At 60.7% G+C, this 19008-nt stretch carries 16 protein-coding genes and 1 tRNA gene; 11 read left to right on the forward strand and 6 right to left on the reverse strand.

From position 1 onward, the window contains the following. Window positions 1-27 precede the first annotated feature (27 nt). From A477_RS0112880 to A477_RS0112895, 4 genes are all read right to left on the reverse strand, one after another. Window positions 28-1311, reverse strand: a complete 1284-nt coding sequence (locus A477_RS0112880; protein WP_017199399.1) for an alpha/beta hydrolase — start codon at window positions 1309-1311, stop codon at window positions 28-30. Between the two features lie 22 nt (window positions 1312-1333). Next, window positions 1334-3847: a bifunctional lysylphosphatidylglycerol flippase/synthetase MprF gene (locus A477_RS0112885; protein WP_017199400.1), complete on the reverse strand. Its 2514-nt coding sequence runs from the start codon at window positions 3845-3847 to the stop codon at window positions 1334-1336. 124 nt (window positions 3848-3971) lie between these two features. After that, window positions 3972-4151, reverse strand: a complete 180-nt coding sequence (locus A477_RS0112890) for a YMGG-like glycine zipper-containing protein (protein WP_017199401.1) — start codon at window positions 4149-4151, stop codon at window positions 3972-3974. A 23-nt stretch (window positions 4152-4174) separates the two neighbouring features. Further along, on the reverse strand, window positions 4175-5404 hold the full coding sequence (locus tag A477_RS0112895; RefSeq protein WP_017199402.1) for a multidrug effflux MFS transporter: 1230 nt from the start codon (window positions 5402-5404) through the stop codon (window positions 4175-4177). A gap of 172 nt (window positions 5405-5576) precedes the next feature. Here A477_RS0112895 and A477_RS0112900 point away from each other — a divergent pair, with 172 nt between their 5' ends. The 5 genes from A477_RS0112900 to A477_RS0112920 all read left to right on the forward strand — a co-directional run bounded on the left by A477_RS0112900 (window position 5577) and on the right by A477_RS0112920 (window position 9460). After that, window positions 5577-6425, forward strand: a complete 849-nt coding sequence (locus tag A477_RS0112900; protein ID WP_017199403.1) for a phage holin family protein — start codon at window positions 5577-5579, stop codon at window positions 6423-6425. A gap of 46 nt (window positions 6426-6471) precedes the next feature. After that, the gene (locus A477_RS0112905) at window positions 6472-7095 is read left to right on the forward strand and encodes a CDP-alcohol phosphatidyltransferase family protein (protein ID WP_017199404.1); all 624 of its coding nucleotides are present in this window, start codon (window positions 6472-6474) and stop codon (window positions 7093-7095) included. Beyond that, complete coding sequence (locus tag A477_RS0112910) at window positions 7095-8000, forward strand: DMT family transporter (protein WP_017199405.1); 906 nt, start codon at window positions 7095-7097, stop codon at window positions 7998-8000. Before A477_RS0112905 ends, A477_RS0112910 begins: the two co-directional genes overlap by 1 nt. Before the next feature lie 107 nt (window positions 8001-8107). Further along, entirely contained in the window at window positions 8108-9304 is a 1197-nt protein-coding gene (locus A477_RS0112915; protein WP_017199406.1) for a glycosyltransferase, read from the forward strand. Between the two features lie 82 nt (window positions 9305-9386). Then, a tRNA-Ile gene (locus A477_RS0112920) sits at window positions 9387-9460 on the forward strand. Between the two features lie 66 nt (window positions 9461-9526). Here the strand turns inward: A477_RS0112920 and A477_RS0112925 are convergent. Beyond that, complete coding sequence (locus A477_RS0112925; protein WP_017199407.1) at window positions 9527-12295, reverse strand: AAA domain-containing protein; 2769 nt, start codon at window positions 12293-12295, stop codon at window positions 9527-9529. Window positions 12296-12544: 249 nt separating this feature from the next. On the opposite strand from A477_RS0112925, the gene A477_RS0112930 reads away from it, so the two are divergent. Next, complete coding sequence (locus A477_RS0112930) at window positions 12545-13735, forward strand: acyl-CoA dehydrogenase family protein (protein WP_026005592.1); 1191 nt, start codon at window positions 12545-12547, stop codon at window positions 13733-13735. 59 nt (window positions 13736-13794) lie between these two features. Here A477_RS0112930 and A477_RS0112935 read toward each other — a convergent pair whose 3' ends face one another. Then, complete coding sequence (locus A477_RS0112935; RefSeq protein ID WP_026005593.1) at window positions 13795-14310, reverse strand: M23 family metallopeptidase; 516 nt, start codon at window positions 14308-14310, stop codon at window positions 13795-13797. Window positions 14311-14717: 407 nt separating this feature from the next. On the opposite strand from A477_RS0112935, the gene rpsB reads away from it, so the two are divergent. The 5 genes from rpsB (at window position 14718) to A477_RS0112960 (ending at window position 19001) form a co-directional block, all read left to right on the forward strand. Next, the gene (gene rpsB, locus A477_RS0112940; protein ID WP_017199410.1) at window positions 14718-15590 is read left to right on the forward strand and encodes a 30S ribosomal protein S2; all 873 of its coding nucleotides are present in this window, start codon (window positions 14718-14720) and stop codon (window positions 15588-15590) included. A gap of 121 nt (window positions 15591-15711) precedes the next feature. Further along, a complete protein-coding gene (tsf, locus tag A477_RS0112945) occupies window positions 15712-16548 on the forward strand; it encodes a translation elongation factor Ts (RefSeq protein WP_011774217.1) in 837 nt (278 codons plus the stop codon). A 121-nt stretch (window positions 16549-16669) separates the two neighbouring features. After that, on the forward strand, window positions 16670-17407 hold the full coding sequence (gene pyrH, locus A477_RS0112950) for a UMP kinase (protein WP_014921238.1): 738 nt from the start codon (window positions 16670-16672) through the stop codon (window positions 17405-17407). Window positions 17408-17508: 101 nt separating this feature from the next. Then, a complete protein-coding gene (gene frr, locus A477_RS0112955) occupies window positions 17509-18066 on the forward strand; it encodes a ribosome recycling factor (RefSeq protein ID WP_011774219.1) in 558 nt (185 codons plus the stop codon). Beyond that, entirely contained in the window at window positions 18066-19001 is a 936-nt protein-coding gene (locus A477_RS0112960) for a phosphatidate cytidylyltransferase (protein WP_017199411.1), read from the forward strand. The genes frr and A477_RS0112960 overlap by 1 nt, the downstream gene beginning before the upstream one ends. The last annotated feature ends 7 nt before the right edge of the window (window positions 19002-19008 follow it).

The raw sequence follows: 19008 nt of genomic DNA on the forward strand, positions 1-19008 counted from the left end.
CGGGCGCGGACCGGAAAAGGGTAGGACCTACTTGGACAGGCCCAGCCTCGGATATAGAACCTCAAAGCCTTTGGTGAGCCCCGCATTGAGCGCCAGGCCCACGTGGCCGCCGTTGGGCACCTCGTAGTACGTCACTGTCATCCCTGCATCCCGGGCGGCTTCGGAGACGGCCTTGGCGGCCGCCACGTACGTAGTATCGTCCGAACCTACGGTGAAAACTGCCGTTGTGTTGGGGAACTGCTTCCCCTTCATGATGTTGATGGGCTTCTGGGCATCGTAGGCAGCTTGGTTGCCGTTGAAGATCGCTGCGAGGTTGCCGGCCGGATCCTCCGCTCCGGGGAACTCTTCGCCGGAGATGTCCACCACGTTGCCCCACATGTCCGGGTATTTGACCGCGAAGGAAATGGCACATTGGCCGCCGTTGGAGTACCCGGCGATGGTCCAGTGTTCGCGGTCGGTGAGGATGTTCAAATTGGCTTTGGCCCAGTTCACCACATCCTCGTTGATGTACTTCTCCACGTTGCCGTACTTCGCGGTGTCCAAGCAGAGGGTGTCATTCTGGTCCGGGCCTATCTGGTCCGCGACGATCGCGATAGGGGCCAGGCCGTTGTTCCTGGCCGCGAACTCATCCAGGGCGGCGGAAACGTATTGCGGGTCCGGGAGTCCCGGCTGGCCCATCATCAGGACGAACAGGGGCAGCTTGGGCGGATTAGCTGTCAGCGCTGCAGGGGGCAGGTAGATGCCGGCGGGTCTGGCGTCGAAACCGGAGGCTGTGGCTGGAATGATTTGTGTGCCGGCTTCGCCCTTTGCGTGCAGGTTGGCCGGGGGCTTCCAGCTTTGCCACAGGGGACCCGTCGGAATGGAGGCGTCCGGGTCCGGTTTGGCCAGGTGAATGGCATCCTCCGTGGAGATTCCCAAGGCCGAGCCCAGGGTCTTGTTCAGTCCGAACTCCGTGTTGATGCCAAGGGCCGCGACCACCACGAACACTGGAACGGATACCGCAGCCACCACTTTCCGCCACCGTGGGCTATGGCGGAAGCTAACCACGGCCAGACCCAGGGCAGCGAAGCAGGAAATTGCCCAGAACCAGACCCTCGGTGTCAACCCCACGTGGAAGACATCCATCACGTCCTCCACTATCCACACCGTCAGCCATCCCACCAGTGCTGCGACCACGACGGCCGTGATCGCGGTGAGGGCCCAGCGCGCTGACGGCCTAAGGAACAGCAGCAGGAAGAACCCGACGCCGATCACCCCGGCAATCGTCATGACCACGGGTCCGCTGATTTCAACCTTCAGGAGGTCGTTCATGGCTGGGGACTCCGCTCTGACGTCATACGGCGGGCTCCTTGGCTACCATCTGCCGCAACAGCCCCGCGCTTTGTGCGGGAGAGAGTCCCGGCAGGTAGGCGGAACCCACTGCGATACCGATGGACGGCAAGGCCAACGGATCCTGGTAGTACATGTACAAGGTGCGATGCTCAGGCTGGAACCGCGATTTGAAGGCGGCCAACGACTTGAAGCCATACATGGGTTCCAAGGCGTTGCCGAGGAGCGCAAGCACGCGGTCCAGGGTGCTGTGGTCCAGAGCGCCGTGGTCTCCCTCGCCGGCATCGGCTCCTGCGTTGGCGAGCGGAGAGCCGGACAACGAGATTTGGGGTACTTCTTCCTTGAAGTGTGTTACGGCAGAAGCGATGAGGAACTCCATGACGCCCTTGAAACCTGTGGTGCGGCGGCGCATGAAATCCAGGGTCCACCCTGAGATGGCACCGTCCCTGAAGACCGGAAGCCAGCTGGTGACTCCATGGACCAGGCCGTCATCATCCACGGCCACACAGCAGAGCACCTCGGGGTCTTTGAGTTCGTTCAGGCCACCCAAGGTGAAGCCCATTTCAGGAAGTGCCTTATCGGCTACCCATTCTTCGGAAATCTCGGCGAGCTGTGCCCTGATTCCCGGCGGCATCCCGGGGTAGCTGTACCAGTGATCCTTGATGGAGAGCTTGTCGGCGCGGTTCAGGGCGGTGCGGACGTTCTGCCATTCCTTCCCTTTGAAGGTCATGGCCTGGACATTGAGGAGTGTCTCTTCCGCCACTTCCAGTTTCCTGAACCCATGGGGGAGCAGCGCAGCGTCGAGCTCTGCCGTAACTGAGTAGAAGCACGGAATCAGCCCAAGGCTGGAGCAGTGCTTGATGAAACCCGTGGCCGCCTCAGCATGGAGTTCGTTTGCACCAAAGGGCCCTGCAACTGTGAGGGCCACGCCGTTATGAACCTGGTAAGCAACACCGGCCTTCCTATCCGGGGTAAACCAGTACTGGTTGTTGTCCCATAGAGCCATCCAGGACAGCGTTCCGCCGCCATCATGCAAGAGCTCCCTGGCGTGGCCCAGATCTGCTGCCGGATCGGTGGTGAGCATCCGGAACCGACGGAAGTTATTCAGGACAAGTACAAGGATGCAGAGCCAAATGATGTCCCCACCCAGTCCGTATATCACCGTGCTTAGCAAGCCTTGCGGGAGGGCCACCACGAACGGCACAGGGAAGGGAACCAGAATATGTGTCAGCTGCCCGGCAAGGTCCAGCAGCGTCGAGCGACCAGGGTTGCCTTCAATGAACCAGAACGCGACGTAGAAGATCACCGCCGCAACGGCGAGGATGAGCGAGGTCCGGCCGAGGACCCGATAACCGGCGTCGCTCGACTCGACCCGGAACTTATGCCGGTTTACCAGCAGCAACACCACGATGATGACAGGGGCGAGGACCGCGGGGACCGCGTACAGGAGGAGATACGCGAAGTCGTCGCCGCCTAACGTGACGTCCGGATCTGTAACGTACTGGACGATGGACAGGACGGTCACTGCAGCCAGATACAGCTGGATAACGAGCGTCAGCCTGTATGCGAGCCGGCGGCCACGCCGGAGCCCCTCGGCGCAGACGAGCAGCAGAAGAACCGGAATCAGTGTCAGGATCGCCGCTCCGAAGCTCTGGACGCCGACGATGCTTTGCAAGGTGACACAGTTGGTGTCGTTGTTGCACGCTTCCTGAACCTCATCCGCGTCCGGACTGGCCTGGAGCATGACCTCGGAAACAACGGAGAGGGGCCCGATTTCCCACGTTCCGGTCAGTTGCGTGAGCAAAGGTCCAACCGCGAAGACACCCACCACGGTGCCTACCAGGAAACGTGTCTCCCGAAGGCTTGAGGAGTGGAGGGATCCTGCCCGGTGGCGCAGCACCAACGACTGGATGACCCAACCCGCCAGGATGCCGATCACGGCTCCAGCAAATGCCTGCAGGGTTTGGGCGACCCCTACGAACAGGGCAAACATCAGCGTCGCGGCCAGTAGCCACGTCCTCAGGCGGCGACGCCATAGTGCCTCGAGTGCCGACGTCGAGCATCCCAACGCAGCGGCCGCGCCACCATAAGCACCGACTACATATTCTCCGCCCAGAAAACTCAGCCACTGGTCGCTGGCGTCCGTACCGAAGGTCACCAGGACCACAAGCACCAGGGCGCTGAGGGCTGAGCCGGCCACGAAGGCAGCCAGGGCCAGCCAAGGGCCCATGACGCGTTCGGCAATGCCGACACCAACCAGGATCGCGGCTGTGCAGGCCAAATAGTCCAGCAAGGACGAAGCAAAGAAAGCTGACGTGAAAATGGACCACCACGGTCCGGGTTCCACCGCCAGGCCGATACCCACTTGATCCAACAAGGCTTGGCCGGGGCCGTTGATGAGGCTACCGGAGACGGCACCCAGCACCCAGAGGAGCACTACGAGAACCAGCGTCAGTGGCAATCTGCGCACGGCTGCCAGCCCGCGCACGTTGCCCCGAAATCCAACAGCCGTGCTCATGTGATGTCCCCTTCACCGGTTGCAGCACCGGTTACCCCGGCTGGCCACCATTCTGCCCTGCAGCAGGCGGTTAGGGGAGGGTCTGGTAACTCTCGACGGCGGCGGGTCGCCGGTGGCAGCTAGCCTAGTCCCGCTTCCAAGGGCCAGGATTTACGCGGTACAGCACAGCGGCGCCGATCACAGCGCCCAGGATGGCACCAAACAGCGCACTGCCGGCGGCGCGACCAAGAAGGGCGCCTGCGACGGCGCCGAGCAGAGCACCGAGGAACAAGCCCCTGCCGTTGCGGTGCGGTTTGTTAGTCATGGTCACAGCCTACGGGGCTGCTGCTAATGGATGGATGGTACGGATCCGGGCCGTACTATCAGCCACAACGCGGCGATCGCGCCGGTGATGCAACCGGCCATGACGGCACCCATGGGAACGGCGGAACTGACGCCCAGCCAACCGACGACCGGCGGGACAATTCCGGCCATCATGAATTGGGACGCGCCCAGGAGAGAGGCAGCGGTGCCCGCTTGTGCGCCGTGGTTGGCCAGGGACAGGACCTGAACGCACGGGAACATGAAGCCGGTTGCGCAGATGTAGAACCACAACGGAATGAGGATTCCCCACAGCCCCACCTGCAACAGGTCAAGCACCACGATCAGGAGGGCAGCGAACAGCATGAACACCGTGGCTCCCGCCACGATCCACTGCGGGGCCACCCGCCGGATCAGTCGCGAGCTGATCTGCACGCCCATCACGATCCCCAGTGAGTTGATGCCGAACAGGATGCCGTATTCCTGCGGTGAGAAGCCGTAGACGTTCTGGAAGAGGAACGTGGAAGCCGAGAGGTAGGCGAAAAGCCCACCGAAGTTCAGGCTCCCCACGAGCACCATGCCCACAAAAATCCTGTCCGTCAGGACGGTCTTATAGCGTTGAGCCACCGTGACGGTGGACTTTGCACGCTGGTCCGCCGGAAGTGTCTCCCGAATGAAAAAGATGGAGGCAAGGATCACCAGCAGGCCATAACCCGCCAGGAAGTAGAAGATGCCCGGCCAGGGGAATGCCAGCAGCAATTGGGATCCGATGACCGGTGCAAGGATCGGTGCCAGGCCGTTGACCAGTGACATCCTTGAGAACATCCGGACCATGGAATAGCCATGAAAGAGGTCGCGGACCATGGCCATGGCCACCACGCCACCGCCGGCCGCGCCGATTCCCATGAGTACGCGGAAGAGGGACAGCATCCCGATGTCCGTGGACAGCGCCGCCCCAAGCGAAGAGCCGATGTGCACAGCCGTCGCCAGGATCAAGGGCAGGCGGCGCCCCACCTTGTCGCTGAAGGGCCCCACCAGCAGCTGGCCGAGCCCGAAGCCAACCGTTGTCCCGGTCAGTGTGAGCTGGATTGCAGCGGCCGAGACATCAAAACTCTCTTCCAAGGCGGGGAACGCCGGAAGATACAGGTCGATGGTGAAGGGACCCAGGGCAGTCAGTGCACCCAGCAGGAGAATGTAGACAAGCTTTTCACGTCGGCTCAGAGAATCGCCCGGAGCAATGGGAGAGGTCACGATCATCTATCCTATGGCCCAGATCATATTTATTGGATGTATGACAGGCGCGCCACGGGTTGCTCCCGAAAGTTCAGCAGGAACCTGAATGATAGCTTTGAGGACAGGTGTCCGTGGCAATGGTTTTCCGCCGCGTTCCCCTTACACGATGCCCAGAGGAAGCAGTTAGGCGGAACCCATGAGTGGACGTCACACCGGCCGGCCCAGTCAAGGACCAGCCATTCGTACTTTGCCGAAGACCCTCAAGCTCGTAGCACGGCTGGCTCCGAGGCAACTCAACGATGAAATCGCCCTGGCGAAAGTGGAACTCAAGCGAAAGGCCACCCAGGTTGGGATCGCCGGCGCCTTCTTCGGAGTGGCGCTGGTCTTCCTGGCATTACTGGTGATTGCCCTGGTTGTCGCAGCGATCCTTGGTTTGGCCACGATCATGCCTGGCTGGCTGGCGGCACTCATTGTTGCGGCCTTTTTCCTGATTGTCGTGGCTATCGCATCCTTGATCGGCATCGCCAAATTCAAGAAGGCCATGCCCTTGGTCCCCGAGGACACCATCCGCGGGATCAAGCACGATCTCGGAATCGCCAAGGAAGGTTCCGACTTCGACGAATCGATCCTTGATCCCACTTCACCTGCCGCCAAGGCAGCCAAGGCTGAAAAGGACGCGGCGGCGGAGAAGGCCAAGGCAGAAAAGGCGGCAAAGGAAGCCGCCAAGGAAGCAGACGCCGTCAAGGCGCCCACCGAAGCTGAGCTTCGCTCACGCCTGAAGCGGCGCCGTGAACACCTGACCGGTGTCCGCGACGAACTTGGTGAACAGCTGGACGTCAAGAAGCAGGGTCAGGCTTTGCTGGAAAGCGCGAACGGAAAGTTCCAAGAGGGCAAGGAATTTGCGGCAGCGAAGTTTGCCGCCCTTGAAGACTCCGTCCCCGAAAGCCTGACCGAACGGCTTGCCGCCCGGTGGAAGGACCTTGCAGCGTTTGCCACTGCTGCAGTGGTCTTCGTTGTTGCGCTGCGGAAACTGCTGAAGAAGTAGCAGCTCCAGGCGGCGCCAAAGACTGAAGTCGAGGAAGGGGGACAGGATGAGATTGATCGGAGCTGGGTCGCACCCCGATCGACCGCAGGTCGATCATGACCTCATCTTCACTGTCCCCAACATCCTTACGGTCCTTCGCTTCATGGGTGTGCCCCTGTTCGTCTGGCTCGTATTGTCGGAACAGGAGTACGGCTTCGCGGTGCTGGTGCTGGTGATCATGGGCAGCACCGACTGGGTGGATGGCTACATCGCCAGGCGCTTCGACCAGACCTCCAAACTTGGCCGGATCCTGGATCCGATGGCCGACCGGGCCGCGCTGCTTGCCGTCGCGTTCACGCTGGCGATTGCCGGCGTCGTGCAGTGGTGGTACCTGGCCGCGCTGCTGGTTCCTGACACCGTCCTGGCCATCGCATCTTTGATCTACTTCCGCAGCCATCCGGACCTACCGGTGAGCATCATCGGAAAAATCCGCACGGCGCTGCTGTTGGTCGGCACGCCGTTGCTTGTCCTGTCCAAGTTGCCCATTGCTTTTACCGAGGTCTACTTCGTGGCTGCATGGACATTCCTGGGCTTCGGCCTGATCGGCCACTGGATTGCGGCCTACAACTATTTTTGGGCCATCTTGCGTAAGGGTAAAGAATTGAAAACCGACGACGACGGACGAGGCTGATGGTCTGGCTGGCGGTTTTTCTCGCGGTACTTGGTGCCTTCTTCCTCGCTATCGGCGCCCAGCGGCAAGGCAGCGCGGTGAAAGCCGATACGGGTGGCTTGGCGCTCAGCTCCAATGGTTTCCTGCGGCTCCTGAAGAATCCCCGCTGGATGCTCGGGCTGTTGTTCCTTGCCCTCGGCATGGTGATGAACGCCATCGCCCTGGTGTCTGCACCCCTCACAGTGGTGCAGCCCATCGGTGCCATCGCCCTGGTCATCACTACGGTGGTCAACGCCAAGGACCAGGGCCTCAGCATCAACCGCGCCACTGTGGTGGCCATCAGCGCCTGTGTCACGGGTTCAGCGCTGTTCGTGCTGCTGGCAGTCAACGTCACGCAGGAGAACCATCACGTAAATAGCGACGACGAACTGACGATTGTTCTCCTTCTGGCTCTCGCAGTGGGCGTTTTTGGCACCTTGGCCGTGATGTTCAAACACCGTATGAGCGCCTTTATCTACATCCTGGGGGCCGGTGTCCTGTTCGGCTTTGTCGCCGTGCTGACACGCATTATCGGCAAGCACTTGCTCGATCCCAATGGCCTGTTCCTGCTCAATGTCCAGTGGTACACGCTCATTGCCATTGTGGCCGCCGGAGGACTGGGCTCCTGGTTCGTCCAGAGTGCATATTCTGGTGGTCCACCTGATCTGGTCATCGCAGGTCTGACCGTTATCGACCCCATGGTGGGCATCGCAATCGGCATCGTCATCCTTGGTGAGCTTCGTCCGGATGTCCACGCCGTGATGGCCATCGCCATGGCCACGGCCGCTACGCTTGCTATCGTGGGGGTTATTGCCCTGAGCCGGCACCATCCGGAAGTCACCAAACGCAAGAAGGATGCGAAGGCGGCTGCCAACCGAAAGGCTTAGGCCAGGGCTTTACCTTGCGCCACCGCTATTGCGGGCGGCAACCCGGCGACACCGCAGCATTGCCACAAGCAACGCTGTCCGCACCGTGACCATCAGGAGTTCTCCACGTGACCATTCCCGACACCAACAAGCCCCTCACTATTCTGATTGCCGCGGATACCTACCCGCCGCACGTCAACGGTGCCGCCCAGTTCGGCTACCGCCTGGCCAAGGGGATGACTGCACGTGGGCACAACGTGCATGTGTTGGCCTGCCGTCCGGACACGGGCAAGAGCTACACCGAGTTCCGCGACGAAGCCACCGTTCACCGCCTCCGCTCGCATGGTGTCTTCACCCACGAGTACTTCCGGATCTGCTTCCCGTGGGAAATCAAGAAGGAAATCAGCCTTCTTTTCGACAAGGTCCAGCCGGACGTCGTCCATATCCAGAGCCACTACATGATTGGCGAGCACGTCCTCTACGAGGCTGTTAAGCGCGGAATCCGGATTGTGGCCACCAACCACTTCATGCCCGAGAACCTCAATCCGTTCCTTCCGTTCCCGCAGTGGTTCAAGGACATCGTTGGTCGGATTTCCTGGAAGGACATGGGGAAGGTCATGGGCCAGGCAGACGTGGTCACCACGCCCACACCGCTCGCCGCCAAGGCCATGCACCAGCACGCTTTCCTGCGCAAGGTCCTGCCCCTTTCCAACGGCATCGACTCATCGGCCTACGAGCTCCAGCCCGGCGAAGTCATAGAGCCGCACGCCAACCCCACGGTCCTGTTCGTGGGCCGCCTTGCGGAAGAGAAACACATTAACGTGCTGATCGATGCCGTGGCCAAGACCCCCCGCGAACTCAACGTGAACCTGGAAATCGTGGGTGGTGGCGAAGTCCGGCCTGCCCTTGAAGCCCAAGTTGCGAAGCTTGGCCTGGGGGATCGGGTGAGATTCCTCGGGCTGGCGAGCGACGAGGACCTGCGTGAGGCGTACATCAAAGCCGATATCTTCTGCATGCCCGGTACAGCCGAGCTTCAGTCCCTGGTGACATTGGAGGCCATGTCTGCTTCCACTCCGGTGCTGCTGGCCAACGCCATGGCGCTTCCTCATCTTGTTCGTGACGGGGAGAACGGCTACCTCTTCACCCCCAACGACAGCAACGAACTCGCTGCCCGGATCACCCAGCTCGTGGAGCTTCCCAAGGACGAACTTGAGGCCATGGGCAAGCTGAGCCGCGAGATGGTGGAACCGCACAGCATCAACGGCACCCTCCAGACATTCGAGGACCTCTACAGGGGTGCATCCTACGAGGACATGGTGGTGTGACAAAAGCACTCCCCGGCACCTATTAGAATTGCTGGAGTGCTTTGCCCGGTTCAGCTGTTTCAGCGGCCGGACCGGGCATCACGGGGCTATAGCTCAGCTGGTTAGAGCGCGGGACTCATAATCCTAAGGTCCTCGGTTCAAGTCCGAGTAGCCCTACTTTTTCGCATGGGAGCCGTGGCCGACGATCTATTCTTCGTCGCCCACGGCTCTTTTGCTGGCCGTTCAACTCATTGCCGCCGCTAATTCGGAGCGGATGCGGGCTTCCTCTCCGCTTCCCGTGGTCGCGAGCCGCAGAAGGCGGATCCCATGTGCTCGGCAGATGGCATCTTTGAGGTTATCCCGGACTTGCTGCGCGGGATTGTTTTCGTGGAAAGCGAAGCCGTCAACTTCAATGGCCAGAACCGGCATGTTGGTGACGCGGTTATAGATAACGAAGTCCAGGCTTGCCCGGTTCTGGACAAAAGAAGCCTGTTGTGATGTAAGCATCGCAGGATCCCGAAGCAAATTCTTCAGCAGGACCTGTGGCGCCACGGCTAAGTCGGAAAACGGCGCGTCCTCAAGGACCTCCGACAGGAGAGTCCACATAATATTCTCCGATGTGTACGTGGAGCCACGCCGGAGCCGGGCGGCCAAGGGGCGCAGGAGTGCTGAGTATTCCCTGTACAGGAGGTCGAAGACGGACAGGACGTTGCTGTCGAAAACACCGTCCTCCGGATTTTGGTAGCGAATAAAGTGCACCAGGTCCCGAAGGTGTCGGCTTTTCGGCAGCATCTCATTGTTGGTAACAAGCACGAACCGTTTCACTGCGCGGGACACGGCGACATTGACGAGGTGTGGGTCATCGACGAAGCTGACGCCTTGGTGTCCGCTATTTGTTTCGTCCAGGACTGTGCTCATGATGATCACGTCCTTCTGCCGCCCTTGGAACTTGTGGACCGTATCGGCGTGGATGCTATTGAGCAGGGCCTCGGCTACTTTATCCACTTGCCGTCGATACGGGGTCACCACGCCAATCTGGTCGTTCCTGATCCCCGAGCAGAATCGCCCGAGTACCTCCTCGGCAATGACGTCCGCCTCACGCTGATTGGTCCGGCCCCCGCTGTTGTGCTGCCGCATGTGGTTCCCCTCGGCCGTTCGGACGACCACCAACGGCTGGCCGCCCGACCCGCTGGAGGTGTAGGGGATCAGCCTCCCGCCGTAGAACTTCCTGTTGCAAAAGTCGATGATCGCCGGATCGCAGCGGTAGTGCTCCCGAAGCATGGTGCGGGGAAGGTCATCGCCGAACTGCTCGATGATTGAGGACAGAATGTTGTGCGTCTTGTAGTCAACGCTGGTGGACGGGGCTCTCGTGGAGTTTCTTGATGCTCTCTCATCGGCAATGTGTTGAAGCTGCTGAAGGTCTCCGACCACAATGACGTTCCGGGCGCGGGAGAGTGCCAGTCCGGCCGCGAGTAGGTCAACTTGGGAGGCCTCGTCAATGATCAGGTAATCGAGGAGCTCTCCTGGGGGTACATTACGTCGCAGGGAGTGGCACGTGCTCAGAATTACCGGGTAGTCAGCGGTGAAGTCCGCAAAGTTCGACTTGTACGTTGCTTCAGAGTGGATCTTCCTTCGCTTACGGACGTAGCGGCGGTGAAGAGAGGCTTCCAACGTGTGCCTGGAAGCCAGTCGATGCTCCTTTTCAAGTTGCCCGTAGTCCTCATTTGCCAGCAGCCGCTCTGCAAGATCGATGCGCTTTTCAAGCTCCTCGATCTTGCTGTCGTAGTAGGCGCCCTGAAGCCGCAGAACGACGTCAGAGTCGTGCGGATCCCCTCGCCCGAGTGGTCCGTATCGGAGTCGAAGCCTCAGGCTGCGGAAAAGTTTCCGGAGCGGTGCCGCTTCGAGAGGCATGAATGCGGTGTCGGCCAGGAATTCGAGGATCCGACCGGATGGACCACGCAGTAGCGGGACGCCTTCCAGCTTGGGCAACTCACGGGTCTCCGCCTGGAGCAGGAAATGGCGCCTCTCGAGTTGATAGGCGTCGAGCTCTTGCTTCCACATGGCCAGCTGTCTTGCGGTGCCTTGCAGGGTCTGCAGGCGACTGTCGAGTTCGGCCACATAGGCTGCCGGGGGCGCCTCGCCAGGTGGCCTGCCTACGAATTGATCGACCGCGGCGTTCCTGGCTTCCTGACCTGCGAAGAATTCGGTAATTTTTTCTTTCCGACCGAGGTCCGCCACGATGTGTCCGTAGCCTTCCTCGGCAAGTTTGTCCCGGACATTCTCTACGGCGGCGTTGTTGAAAGATACGATCCCAACCTTTTGGCCGGGAGCTGTAACGATGTTGGCCACAAGGTTCAGGATCGTTTGGGTCTTGCCCGTGCCTGGTGGACCGTCGATCACCGATATTCGATGGCTGAGTCCTCTGAGGAGAGCCTCGCGTTGGCTGATGTTTGACGAGAAAGGCAGAATCGGATGTCGTTGAATTTCTTCCGGGGAAATCAAGGGTTGGCGCTGGAGCAGTGCTTCCAGAGCGCTTCCTGCGGGGACGCGCCTGAAATCCTCGTATTGCCGGCGTAGCGGATCGTCCTCCCTCAGCTTCGAGGCGACGTCACGCCAGTAATCCAGCACAGCCTGGGCTCTTATTTCTTCCCCTGTCGGCTGGGAGATTGTTATCTCCGTGTCACGACAGGTTTCATATCCGGGTCCTGCGTCACCCGTGTGAAAAACACGCAACCACGTTCCGTGCGGCGATTCGAAACGGAGGACCTCGGTGACGGCCTCAAACACCTTGGCACGTACCGTTACCGTGTCGCGCGGCTTGAGGAGTATGGGCGCTGGATTCCGGAGAACAACGACGTTGTCGGCCGAGTATTTGTAGGTCTTTCCGGAACTGAAGGTGATATGCGTGAAAGCACCGGCGGCACGATACTCCGTCACCTCCGACGTCTTGTCATCAAGGCCATTCTGGTGACGTTTGCGGACCAGAATCGCCTCGTAACGTGGATTGATCACTGTAATTCCCCCAAATTCATGTGCAGCGTTGCACTACCGACGTTACAGAATTGTCCGCTGAGACCAGATGGTTCGGGGTCCGGAAGGACAACTCAAGCGTTGCGGAGACTGGACGGCGTACGGTATGTTACTGATCAGTAACTTACTACTCGCCGGTAACTTGGCTGCCCTGCCATCCCTCTACCGTGGGTCAGCGCAATCAGTCCGGACCTGACGTGGTCGCAGGTGACCACCCTTGAAGGAGCGAATATGTCCAACGCTGCATTCGATGCCACCAACCTTCCGTATGCCGACGGGGATTTTTACGCCTTTGAGCAGATGCTGACAGAAAAAGAGCAGGATCGACTGGCGGAGGTCCGCGAATTTCTCATCCGTGAGGTCAAACCCATCGCGGCGGACTGCTGGAACCTGGGCGAGTTCCCCATGGACCTCATTCCCAAGCTCGGTGAACTGGACCTTGTCAGCCCCGTCCGCCGCCAGGGGTACTCCAACCTGTTCGCGGGTATGCTCCACGCGGAAGTGACCCGTGCGGATGCTTCGATTGCAACCTTTATGGGTGTCCATGACGGCCTCTTCACAGGCTCCATCGAGGCCCTCGCGTCGCAGGAACAGAAGGATGCCTGGTTGCCGGACATCTACTCGCTGAAGAAGATTGGCGCCTTCGGGCTGACCGAGCCATTGGGCGGCTCGGATGTCGCTGGCGGAACGCGCACCACAGCGAGGCGCGACGGCGACAACTGGATCCTCAACGGCGCCAAGCGCTGGATCGGCAACGCCACTTTCTCCGATTGGGTGGTCATCTACGCCAAGGACGTGGCAGACAACCAGGTCAAGGCATTTCTGGTGGACACGTCGCTGCCCGGCTACTCGGCCACCAAGATTGAAAACAAGATCTCCCTGCGTACGGTGCAGAATGCGGACATCGTTCTTGACAATGTGGTGGTTCCGGACTTCTTCAAGCTTGCCAACGGCAACAGCTTCCGCGACACAAACAAAGTCCTCAAAGTAACCCGCCTGGCGGTCGCGTGGCAGGCCGTGGGGCTGCAGATGGCTGCCTTCGATGTTGCGCGCAGCTACGCCGTGGAGCGTCAGCAGTTCGGACGTCCACTGGCAGCGTTCCAATTGGTGCAAAACCAGCTGGTGCAGATCCTCGGGAACACCGTTGCCTCGATGGGCATGATGGTTCGCCTGGCCCAACTCGAAGACGCCGGTGTGGCCAAGGATGAGCAGTCGGCTCTGGCCAAGGCCTTCACGACGGCACGCATGCGCGAAAGCGTTGCCCTGGGACGCAGCATCCTGGGTGGAAACGGCATTGTCACGGACTATGGCATGGCCAAGATCTTCTCGGATGCGGAGGCCATTTACTCTTACGAGGGCACGCACGAGATCAACACCCTGGTGACAGGCCGTGCCATCACGGGAGTGTCGGCCATCGTCTAGGACGGCCGCCGGCGTCGTGGGGGAGATGCGGCGGGGACGTGGGTGTTGTTGCTGGCAACTCACTTGAGCGGCAGCAGTACGGATGGCCGTATGTCCGACACGAAGCCCAATGGATTGACGTAGTCCTCGCCGCGCCGCACGCCCCAATGAAGGCAGGTGGCGCTGCTGCAGTGGCCAGGTTCCAGGGTGCCGATGAACTGCCCCTTGCGGACGGCGTCTCCGCTTTTGAGTTCGCTGGCCACGGGTTCGAAGCTGCTCTTGAGGCTGTTGCCATGATCGATGGTCAGTACCGGACGATCAACCACGACGCCGACAAAGGTCACCACGCCGTCAGACGGCGCGGTGACCGTGGCGCCGTCGGGAGTTGGTCCCAGGTCCACGCCGCGATGCCCGCTGAGCCACGGTTTGTCAGGTGGGTCGAACGTCCGCAGGACGGAAGGCTTGGGGGAGAGTGGCCAACTCCACTGCGCCTGTCCCGACTGGGTAATCGTGGGATCCGGCGTGGCTGCGCTTGTGTTGCCAACAACGATGGCGGAGGCGGCGAGCATGGTCAATAGGAGTTTGAAAACGGTCATGGAGCCAGCCTTCCGGGGCAACCCCTGCGACGCGATGCGTTGACTGCCGTATGTGGACAACGGGTGGTTTTCCGCGGTCAAATCGGTGGGGTCGCTGTAGTACACTTGGTGGAGCAGTTTGCTGTGCCCTCAAGCTTGTTCAGGAGCATGTCTCATTCAGATATGTGAGGGTCCCAGGCTGACTACGCGTATCCAGCCCTCCACCAGCTAAGCCACATGGCTTTATGCTGCGGAGGATTGCGCCTCTTGCGGTCCGGCCGAGCTCAGGCTCCGTGCCGGATGAGAAGTGCAATGGATGCCAGGAGCCACGCCCAACCGGGCAAAGGCTAAACAACCGTCAACTATTGGCAGGGTAAGAGCAGCCCCATGGGCTCTCTCATGAATGACCTGCCGGAAGGAGCGTCGGCATGCCCGTCGTAACTATGCGCCAGCTGCTTGACAGCGGCGTCCACTTTGGACACCAGACCCGTCGTTGGAACCCGAAGATGAAGCGCTTCATCTTCACGGAGCGCAACGGCATCTACATCATTGACCTCCAGCAGTCGCTGTCCTACATCGACCGCGCCTACGAGTTCGTCAAGGCTACTGTCGCCCACGGCGGCACCGTCCTGTTCGTTGGCACCAAGAAGCAGGCTCAGGAAGCAATTGCCGAGCAGGCTACCCGCGTTGGCCAGCCGTACGTCAACCAGCGTTGGTTGGGCGGTATGCTCACCAACTTCCAGACCGTCGCCAAGCGTATCCAGCGCATGAAGGAACTCGAAGAGATCAACTTCGACGACGTCGCTGGCTCGGCATACACCAAGAAGGAGCTCCTGCTCCTCAAACGTGAACTCACCAAGCTTGAGTCCAACCTCGGTGGTATCCGCAACCTGACCAAGGCTCCCTCGGTTCTCTGGGTTGTTGACACCAAGAAGGAACACCTTGCTGTTGACGAAGCCAAGAAGCTGAACATCCCGGTTGTTGCCATCTTGGACACCAACTGCGACCCCGACGAAGTTGACTTCCCGATCCCGGGTAACGACGACGCCATCCGCTCCGTCAACCTGCTCACCCGCGTTGTTGCCGACGCCGTGGCTGAGGGCCTCATCGCCCGCAACCAGCGTGCAACGGGCACCACCGAAGCTCCGGAAGAGCCCCTGGCTGAGTGGGAGCGCGAGCTCCTCGAAGGCAGCAAGGCCGAAGAAGCAGCGGCAACCGAGGCACCGGCAGCAGAAGCTCCCGCAGCTGAGGCTCCCGAAGCAACTGAAGCTGCAGCCGGCGAAGCCGAAGCAGCCAAGTAAATCTGGACCTTCCCTGATGCTGGACACAGCGTCGGGGGCAACTGACAGGATGGCGGCTCACGCGGTGGGCTGCCGTCCTGTCAGTCCGTAAACACACAAATTTCTAGACAGAGGGGTTCACATGGCGAACTACACTGCTGCTGACATCAAGGCCCTGCGCGAGCGCACCGGCGCCGGCATGATGGACGTCAAGAAGGCTCTTGACGAAGCCAACGGTGACGCTGAGAAGGCCATCGAGATCATCCGCATCAAGGGCCTCAAGGGTGCTACCAAGCGCGAAGGCCGTTCCACTGCTGAAGGCCTGGTTGCTGCCAAGGTCAACGGTGGCGTCGGCGTAATGATCGAAGTCAACTGCGAGACTGACTTTGTCGCCAAGGCTGACAAGTTCATCCAGCTGGCCGACAAGGTCCTCAACGTTGCAGTCGAGTCCGGCGCAGCCGACCTCGAGACCCTGCTGGCCACCGAGGTCGACGGCAAGCCGTTGTCCGAGGTTGTTGTCGAAGAAGGCGCAGTCCTCGGCGAGAAGGTTGTTGTCCGCCGTATCTCCCGCGTTGAGGGCACCACGGTTGACGCTTACCTGCACAAGACGTCCAAGGACCTCCCGGCCCAGGTCGGCGTCCTGTTCGCTGTCGACGGTGAAGGCGAAGCCGCTGCCACCGCCGCGCACGACATCGCTGTCCACGTTGCAGCCATGGCTCCGAACTACCTGACCCGCGAGGATGTACCGGCCGAACTGGTCGAGTCCGAGCGCCGCATCGCGGAAGAGACTGCAAAGGCTGAAGGCAAGCCCGAAGCTGCTCTTTCCAAGATCGTGGAAGGCCGCGTGACGGGCTTCTACAAGGGTGAAGTTCTGGTTGACCAGGCATTCGCCAAGGACTCCAAGAAGACTGTTGCACAGGTCCTCGAAGAAGCCGGCGTCAAGGCAACCGCAGTAACCCGTTTCCGCGTCGGAAACTAGTAATTCATGAAAAGGGGTGGTCACTTCGGTGGCCGCCCCTTTTTCATGCACCCGTCCGGGTAGTACCTGCGCGGACCCACAGCACGATAATCTAGCCAGAGTCCACCAACGGGAAGGCACCATGGAAACCGTCAACACTGCTATCCAGCCCGAGAAGACCCGCCGACGTGTACTTCTGAAACTTTCCGGCGAGGTAATCGGCGGAGGCAAGCTCGGCGTCGATCCTGAGACCGTACGCGCCATCGCCAAGCAAATCGCGGCAGCTGTCACCGAGGTAGAAGTGGCAATTGTTGTCGGCGGCGGTAATTTCTTCCGCGGCGCCGAACTGTCGCAAAGCGGTATGGACCGCTCCCGCGCCGATTACATGGGCATGCTGGGCACTGTGATGAACTGCCTGGCCCTGCAGGACTTCCTGGAGCAGGCGGGTGTAGAGACCAGGGTCCAGAGCGCCATCACCATGGGCCAGGTCGCTGAGGCTTACATTCCCCGCCGCGCCATCCGGCACATGGAAAAGGGCCGAGTGGTCATTTTCGGCGCAGGTGCCGGTTTGCCCTACTTCTCCACTGACACAGTTGCGGCGCAGCGGGCCCTTGAAGTGCACGCGGACGTGGTCCTCATGGCCAAGAGCGGTGTGGACGGCGTCTACACCGCTGATCCCAAGAAGGACCCCACCGCCGAGAAGTTGGATGTCCTCAGCTACGATGACGCCTTGCGCCGTGACATCCGGGTCATGGACCAGACGGCAATGACCATGTGCAAGGACAACAGTCTTTCCATGGTGGTCTTCGGCATGGAGGGTGAGGGCAACGTTACCCGCGCCATCCTGGGCGAAACGCTGGGAACCCTGGTTACTCCCTAGCAAGGGCTAGGATATTTCTAGGACCGTCCGCCCCTGGTGGCGGATCTTTACTGTGCATTGCCGCCTGCAGTTGGGCAGCAACTATTTCTGAGGAGAAACCCGTGATCGAAGAGACCTTGCTCGAAGCCGGCGAGAAGATGGATAAGGCGGTGGAGGTAGCCAAGGACGATTTCGCCTCGATCCGCACTGGCCGGGCCAACCCCGCCCTCTACAACAAGGTGATCGTCGAGTACTACGGCACGCCCACTCCGCTTCAGCAGCTTGCCTCCTTCGGTGTGCCGGATGCCCGGACCATCCTGATCACCCCTTACGACAAGACCGCGTTGCGCGACATTGAGAAGGCACTGAGCGACTCTGAGGTTGGCGCCAACCCTTCCAACGACGGCAACGTCATCCGCGTCACCATCCCGGAGCTCACCAAGGAGCGCCGCAAGGAGTACGTGAAGATCGTCAAGGGCAAGGGTGAGGACGCGAAGGTATCCATCCGAAGCATCCGCCGGAAGGCAAAGGACTCCCTGGACAAGCTCGTCAAAGACGGCGAAGCCGGAGAGGACGAGGGTGCACGCGCTGAGAAGGAACTCGATGCCCTGACCAAGCAGCACGTGGACAGCATCGACGAACTGCTCAAGCGCAAGGAAGCCGAGCTGCTCGAGGTCTGATGAACCAGGCTGAGCCGGCGCCCGCTGAGCGGGTCCCGACACGCGATACCCCCAAGCGCGTCAGGCGCGTGCGGAAGAACCCCACACCCAAGGCAGGCCGGAATCTTCCGGCGGCCATCGGCGTCGGGCTTGCCATGCTTTTGGCCGTTTTGGGCGGATTGCTGTTCCTCCCGCTGGGATTCGTCCTTCTCACTACTGCTTTTGCGGTACTGGGTGTCTGGGAAGTTTTCCGGGCGCTTGAGGCACAGGGGACCAGGATGCCGATCGTTCCCGTGATGGTCGGCAGCCTGGTGATGCCGGTGTCGGCCTACTTTGGCGGACTTGAGGGTTTGCTTTTCACGATGACGGCGAGTTCGGTGGCCGTTTTGCTGTGGCGCTCCATCGAGAGCGCGTCCGGGGCGCCGCGCAGCGTGTTTGCCGGCGTTTTCACCCTGGCCTGGATTCCGTTCCTTATCAGCTTCGCGGCATTGCCGCTCCATGCCACCGGTGGCGCCACTCCCTTCGGCTTTTGGCCGAACGGGATTCCCGACGGCGCGTGGCAGATAGCCACTTTGTTGCTGTTGGTGGTCTCGAATGACACGTTCGGCTACATCGTTGGTGCCACCTTCGGTAAGCACCCCATGGCCCCCAAGATCAGCCCCAAGAAGTCCTGGGAGGGCTTCGCGGGATCAGTGGGTGGGGCCATGGTCATCGGCGTCCTTGCCTGTATCTTCCTCCTCGGCAAGCCCTGGTGGGTGGGGCTTGTGCTGGCCGTTGGGATGGTGGCCGCATCAACCGCCGGAGACCTCGCCGAGTCCATGGTCAAACGCGAACTTGGCGTGAAGGACATGAGCAGCATCCTGCCCGGCCATGGTGGCGTGATGGACCGCCTCGACTCCATCGTGTTCGCAGCCCCTGTAGCCTATGTTCTGTTCGCGCTGCTGAGCGGCGTCTGACAACCAA

Origin of the sequence: Arthrobacter sp. M2012083 (assembly GCF_000281065.1) — a bacterium.
Classification (GTDB): Bacteria; Actinomycetota; Actinomycetes; order Actinomycetales; family Micrococcaceae; genus Arthrobacter.